The following is a 6000-nucleotide window of genomic DNA, read 5'->3' on the forward strand; positions in this document are numbered from 1 at the left end:
TCGGTTTCGGCCTGGGCCTCAGCCGAAGGGGCTGGTCTCCGGTGCGGCGGCCGGGGCGGTCTCGGCCGGGGCGGGGGAGGGGAGGTCCTGCGGGGCGAAGGGGTTGAAGTCCGGCGGCGGGATCATCACCGGCGTGCCCTTCGGCTTGCGCTCCGGGTCGTCCGGGGTGTCAGCGCCCTGGGCGGAGACGGTCGGCGGGGCCGAGGGCGGCGGCGGGACGGGCGCGGGCTGCCGCGGGATGGTGGTGCCGAACGGGTCGGCCGGCTGGTCGGCCGTCACCGTGCCGAACGGGTCGGCGGTGTGGACGGCGGCCGGGACGGTCTCGGCCGGGGCGGGGGACGGGAGGTCCTGCGGGGCGAAGGGGTTGAAGTCCGGCGGCGGGACCATGACGGGGGTGCCCTTGGGCGGCTCGTCCTGCGGTCGTTCGGCGGGCGCGGGGTCGGCGGTCGTGTCCCGCAGGTGCGCCGGCAGCGGGGCGGAGGCGTCGGGTGTGGTGCCGTCGGGTGTGGTGTCGTCCGGCGAGAGGGCGCCGGACGGGCTGTCGGGTGCGGCCTCGTCGGGGGCGTCGGGGGCGGCGGCGTAGGTGAACGGTGCGGGCTCGACGGCGGGTGGCGCGGCCTCGACGGGCACGGCGGGCGCGGTGGTGACGGCGGGGGCGGGCAGCGTGCCGGGCACGCCGTCCCAGCCGAACTGCACGCTCTTCAGCAGCTCGGCGAAGACCTCGGTGTACAGCTCCCAGTCCTGCGGCTGGGCGGTGGACAGCTGGACGCAGAGCACCGAGACGCCGTCCGGCAGCGGGACGAACGCCTCCACGACCGAGGTGACCACCCAGCGCCGCAGTCCGTCGGCGGCCAGCGGGCCGGGCACCGGGATGCTGCGGGCCTCGACCAGGACGGCGGCCGGGCCGGCGGGCAGCAGCACCGTCCAGACCTCGGCGTGCCGGCGGACGGTGGCCAGTTCGGTGGCGAGGCCGGTGATCGGCAGCGGGTGGCGGGCCAGCGAGACCACCAGAGTGGCGTCGGTCGCCCGGCCGTTCGCCTCCAGCGCGGACACGCCCGCGTAGACCGCGCCCGAGGAGGTGACCAGGTCCGCCAGGGTGGCGGCGATCACCGCGAAGTCCCGGCGCGGTGCCGGGCCGGTACCGCTGAACAGCTCCTCGGCGGTCTCGGCCAGATGTGCCGTCAGCTCCTCGGCTGCCGCGGCGGCGGCCGGATCCGTACCGTTCCCCGCTGCCGGGCCGGTCGGCACCGTCCGGGCGGAGACGCCCGCCGGGCCGCCCGGGGCGGTCAGCGGGTGGAAGCCGGGCGGGAGCACCAGCCGGACCTCGGCGCCCGCGCCGGTGGGCAGTTCGACCGCTTGCCGGGTCTGCTGCCCGGATGCCAGCGCGGCCAGCGCGGCGGCGAACGGCGGGCGCAGCTTCAGGTCGGCGATCTCGCCGGTCACCGGCAGCTCGAACAGCGCCGCCGAGGTGGTGCCCCGGTCGGCCACCGCGCCGCGGATCGCTCCGCCGCCGTAGCGGGCGAGCAGCCCGGCGGTGACCCGCTCGGCCACCGGGGTACCGCTGCCGGGACGGGCCGTGCCGGCGGTGAGTACGGTGCCGAGCCGGTCGACGGCCGCGTGCACCGGGCCGTTGGGCGCGAGCGGCAGGTTGAACAGCGCCTCGGCCTCGGGGTGTGTGCCCGCGCGCAGGGCGGTCAGCGAGGCCGCGGGGTGGCGCGAGGTGAGCTCGTCGAGGAGCGCGTCGGTGAGTGTGCCGAGGGTCGCGGAGACCTGCTCCGCCGCTGCGAAGGGGCTGGTCTCCGCACTGAACTGGCCGTGCTGGGTCAACTGGTGAGCCCCCGCTCTGCTGCGTGTACGTGTGGTGGTGCCGGCAGATCCGTGCACATTCCTATCAGAGGCCGCCGCCGGGGCAGAACCGGCCGCCGGGGGGCCGGGCGGCCGGGCCCGTCAGAGGGCGGCCGGAGGGACGGATCCGGAGGCCAGCGCGGCGACGGTGTCCGCGATCCCGGGGGCGGCGAACAGGGCGGCGAGGTCGCGCACCAGGCGCCCGGTCGGGCCGTCGGGGCGCTCCCCGGCGAAGAACCCGGCGAGTTCGGCGGCCAGCGCGGGCTCCCGGGCGGCGGTCAGCGTCAGGGCGGCCACGAACTCCTGCACCAGGTGGAGTTGGAGCTCCTCCAGCGGCACCGAGCGGTCGGCCAGCCACTCCAGTGAGGTGATCTCGGCGTTGGCGATCCAGGCGCGGACGGCCAGCCGCAGACCGGGGCTCGGCGACGGGACCGCCAGATGGGCCAGGATCTGGTCGTGCGCGGCCCGCCGGACCTCGTCGATCACCGCCGAGGTGCCCGGGCTGGCCGCCACCGAGCCGCCGCGCAACAGGGCCGCGAAGCCGGGGCCGTGGCTCTGGACGAAGTCCAGGTAGCGGCCCATCACCCGGTACAGCCGCTCCGACAGCGGGCCATCGGCCGGCTCCTCGAAACGGCCCGCCAGCTCGTGTCCGGCCCGGCGCAGCGACTCCTCGTACAGCGCCTGTTTGCCGGGGAAGTAGTGGTAGACCAGCGGCCGGGAGGCGCCGGCCGCCGCCGCGATGTCGTCGATCGACACCTCCTCCGGCGGGCGGCGGCTGAACAGCTCCAGCGCGACGGCGATCAGCTGCTCGCGCCGCTCGTCCACGCTGAGCCGCCGACGCGGCCGTTCGGCGCCTCGGTCGCCGCTCCGGCCGCGGCCGTGGACGTCACCGCTTCGGTCGGGGCGTGCGGACGTGGGCGACGCCGACGGCGTTCGGGAAGCCATGCGCGCCACCCTATCCGGCCCGTGCCGCGCGCCCTAGCCGGGCGCATCGGACCGTCCAACAGGGCGGTCCGATACGCCCGGACCGGGGGAGTGGCCCCGTCAGGGGGATCCGGCCCGCCCTCCGCTTCCGGCCCCCGGAGCACCGGCGCGGGCGGTCCTGGTGCCGCGTCAGCACTCCCACTTGTGGGAGCGCAGGTAGGTGCCGGCCCCGGAGAGGTTCAGCTTGGCGTCCTTCGCCAGACAGAACACCTTGGTGCCGCCCCAGTCGGTGGCCGTGTAGGCGGACACGGGCGCACCCGACTCGCCGTGGTTGTAGACGGACCGAACCCGGGTGCCGGCGGCCCAGCCGCACACGATCTGGCCGTTGGACCAGTCCGCGTCGTCGACCCGCCACTCGCACCTGGATCCGGTCCCGTTGTCGCCGGTCCAGGCGCAGAACAGTCCGGACGCGCAGTCCGGGTAGCCGGTGGCCGTCGCCTCGGCGGAGGCCGGGAACAGCCCGCTCAGCGTGGCCGCCACGGCCATCCCCGACACCACTCGCCCCACCCTGCTGATTCGCACCATCAGATCCCCTCGTCCCAGGTCGCTCGGGCATTGCCGTGGTCACGGCAGTGCGGACACGAACCTAGAACCCCCAACCGCCGGTCGGCAGGGCGCGACCAGGAGCGCGGAGGATCGTGCACGGGAGTGCGGCTCACCGGATCACGCCCCTGCTGGAGGAAGCGTCGCGCGGAACTCCAGGTAGCGGCGGTACGCCTCGATGCCGTCCGGGACGAACTCGTCGCGGGCCAGCCGGGCGTCCAGCTCCCGCGGGGTCAGCCAGGCGTGCCAGGCGACCTCCGACTCCTGCGGCGCGACCGGGCCGTTCCACCGGGCCTCGTACACGTCGCACCACCAGGAGAGGCCGTCCCGCCGGAACAGGAACTTGAACAGCGGGCGCGGCTCGATCCCGCTGACCCCCAGTTCCTCCTCGGCCTCCCGGACGGCCGCGCCCGGGTAGCTCTCGCCCGCGCCGACCACCCCGCCGACGAACATGTCGTACGCGCCGGGGGCGAACATCTTGGTGTCGGTGCGCCGGTGGACGAAGAGCCGTCCGGCCGGGTCGCGGACCAGGACGAAGACGCACCGGTGGGTCAGCCCCCGCCGGTACACCTCCCCGCGCGTGGCGGTACCGGTCACCCGGTCGTGCTCGTCGACGACGTCCAGCAGCTCTTCGGCAGGGTTGGTCATGACGGACAGGTTAGGGTTCTCCGGGCCCGGATCGAACGCGGGCACGAGTACGGAACGACGGGTTGAGGCGGCACGCGGTGGTGGAGATCCGGGGCGGGACGGCCGAGGGCTTCGAGCCGGTCAGGGCGGCCTTCGCGGGCGGCTTCCGTGAGCACGGCGAGCTCGGCGCGGCGTTCGCGCTGTACGTGCGCGGCCGCAAGGTGGTCGACCTGTGGGGCGGCGACGCCAGGCCCGAGGTCGGCGGGCGGCCCGCGCCGGCCGTGCCGTGGACGGCCGGCACCGCGCAGGTGCTGCGCTCGGTCACCAAGGGCCTGACCGCCACCACGGCGCTGCTGCTGGCCCAGCGTGGGCAGCTCGACCTGGACGCGCCGGTCGCCGAGTACTGGCCGGAGTTCAAGGCGGCCGGCAAGGAGCGGGTGCCGGTGCGCTGGCTGCTCTCGCACCAGGCCGGGGTGCCCGCGCTGGACGTGCCGCTGGGCCTGGCCGACGTGCTCGGCTGGGAGCGGGCGGCGGCCGCCGTCGCCGCCCAGGCGCCCGCCTGGGAGCCCGGCACCGCGCACGGCTACCACCCGTACACCTTCGGCTGGCTGGTCGGCGAGGTGGTGCGGCGGGCGAGCGGGCGGACCGTCGGCCGGTACTTCGCCGAGGAGATCGCCCGCCCGCTCGGCCTCGACCTGTGGATCGGACTGCCGGCCGACGCCGCGCACCGGGTCGGGCGGCTGGTGGACCTGCCCGCGCCGCAGGCCGCCAGGACCGGCCCGAGCGGGCTGCGGCTGCGCCCCAAGCAGGCGGTGCGGGACGCCTACCGGGACCCGGCCTCGCTGACCGCCCGGGCGTTCGCCTCGGTGCGGCCCGAGGTGGACCTCAACGACCCCGTGGTGCAGGCCGCCGAGATACCCGGCGCGGGCGGCATCGGCACCGCCCGCTCGCTGGCCCGGTTCTACGCCGCGCTGATCGGTGTCGCCGACCGGCAGGGGGGTGGCACGGCGCCGCCGCCGCTGCTCGGGCCGGAGCTGCTGGCCCGGGCGGCCGGTCCTGCGGTCAGCGGGCCGGACCGGGTGCTGATCGTGAACTCCGCCTTCGGCCTGGGCTTCTTCCGGCACGGCCCGACGTCCCCGATGGCCTCGCCGGCGAGTTTCGGCCACCCGGGCCGGGGCGGTTCGCTGGGCTTCGCCGACCCGGACCTGGGCATCGGCTTCGGGTACGTCACCAACGGCATGCAGCCCGGCGTCACGGGGGACATCCGTTCCCGGGGCCTGATCCGGGCGGTGCGGGCGTGCCTGGACGGGGGCGCCGCGGACCACCTGCGGTAGGGCCGGGCGGCGCCACGTGCGTGTGCTTCGCGCGTCGGCCTGTGCGGTGGACCGGGCCGGTCAGGCCTGGCCGGTCTCGAAGCGGCCGATCCGGTCGCCGACGACGGTGAACCGCCAGACGGTGCGCATCTCGCCCCAGGTCTCGTTGCTGTAGTTGGCGATCAGCGACCGCCCGCTGTCCGATTCCGACTGGACGTCCATGTGGCCGCGGCTGGAGAAGATCTCACGGTCGATCCAGTCCCGCAGGTCGCGGTCGGAGCCGTCGTCGGACATCGTCGCGTCCGCGGTGAGCAGGTTCAGGAAGGCGTCCTGGTCGCCCGCGTTGATCGCGGTGACGGCGGCGCGGACGGTCGGGTCGGAGAGTTTGGCGGTGGCGATGGTCATGCGGGTCTCCCAGGAGTGAAGGGTCGGGACTCCTGTTTATGGCGTCACCCGGTCGTGTTCGGGCATGTCGGCGGCGCGTCGGAGATTTCGGACATCCATGTGCTTGGATCCCGATATCGGTGAGGTGCTCAGCGAGGGAGACGCGGCCGGGAGCTCGTACGGGTGCCGGGCCGCGGGCCACGGGGAGTGGTTGCGGGGTGGGAGGCCGGACCGGAACCCGGCGTCCTCGCCGACGTAGGTGGTCCTGGCCGGGACGGCGAGGACGGCCCGGTGCTCCTCGAAC

At 75.6% G+C, this 6000-nt stretch carries 7 protein-coding genes; 1 reads left to right on the forward strand and 6 read right to left on the reverse strand.

Annotated elements, in window-relative coordinates; translation table 11 throughout:
* Positions 1–18: 18 nt before the first annotated feature.
* From AB0P06_RS27310 to AB0P06_RS27325, 4 genes are all read right to left on the reverse strand, one after another.
* Positions 19–1827 (reverse strand): hypothetical protein, encoded by a 1809-nt coding sequence (locus tag AB0P06_RS27310; protein ID WP_363611768.1) that lies wholly within the window; start codon positions 1825–1827, stop codon positions 19–21.
* 120 nt (positions 1828–1947) lie between these two features.
* The gene (locus AB0P06_RS27315) at positions 1948–2790 is read right to left on the reverse strand and encodes a TetR/AcrR family transcriptional regulator (RefSeq protein WP_363611770.1); all 843 of its coding nucleotides are present in this window, start codon (positions 2788–2790) and stop codon (positions 1948–1950) included.
* A 168-nt stretch (positions 2791–2958) separates the two neighbouring features.
* Positions 2959–3354, reverse strand: coding sequence for a peptidase inhibitor family I36 protein (locus AB0P06_RS27320; protein WP_363611772.1), 396 nt, complete (start codon positions 3352–3354; stop codon positions 2959–2961).
* A gap of 138 nt (positions 3355–3492) precedes the next feature.
* On the reverse strand, positions 3493–4020 hold the full coding sequence (locus AB0P06_RS27325; protein ID WP_363611774.1) for an NUDIX domain-containing protein: 528 nt from the start codon (positions 4018–4020) through the stop codon (positions 3493–3495).
* A gap of 77 nt (positions 4021–4097) precedes the next feature.
* On the opposite strand from AB0P06_RS27325, the gene AB0P06_RS27330 reads away from it, so the two are divergent.
* A complete protein-coding gene (locus AB0P06_RS27330) occupies positions 4098–5333 on the forward strand; it encodes a serine hydrolase domain-containing protein (RefSeq protein WP_363611800.1) in 1236 nt (411 codons plus the stop codon).
* 60 nt (positions 5334–5393) lie between these two features.
* Here AB0P06_RS27330 and AB0P06_RS27335 read toward each other — a convergent pair whose 3' ends face one another.
* The gene (locus AB0P06_RS27335; protein WP_363611776.1) at positions 5394–5717 is read right to left on the reverse strand and encodes a nuclear transport factor 2 family protein; all 324 of its coding nucleotides are present in this window, start codon (positions 5715–5717) and stop codon (positions 5394–5396) included.
* A 36-nt stretch (positions 5718–5753) separates the two neighbouring features.
* The coding region (locus AB0P06_RS27340; RefSeq protein ID WP_363611778.1) for a hypothetical protein at positions 5754–6000 on the reverse strand (247 nt) is incomplete at its 5' end.

Source organism: Kitasatospora sp. NPDC088351 (assembly GCF_040685575.1).
Taxonomy (GTDB): Bacteria; Actinomycetota; Actinomycetes; order Streptomycetales; family Streptomycetaceae; genus Kitasatospora.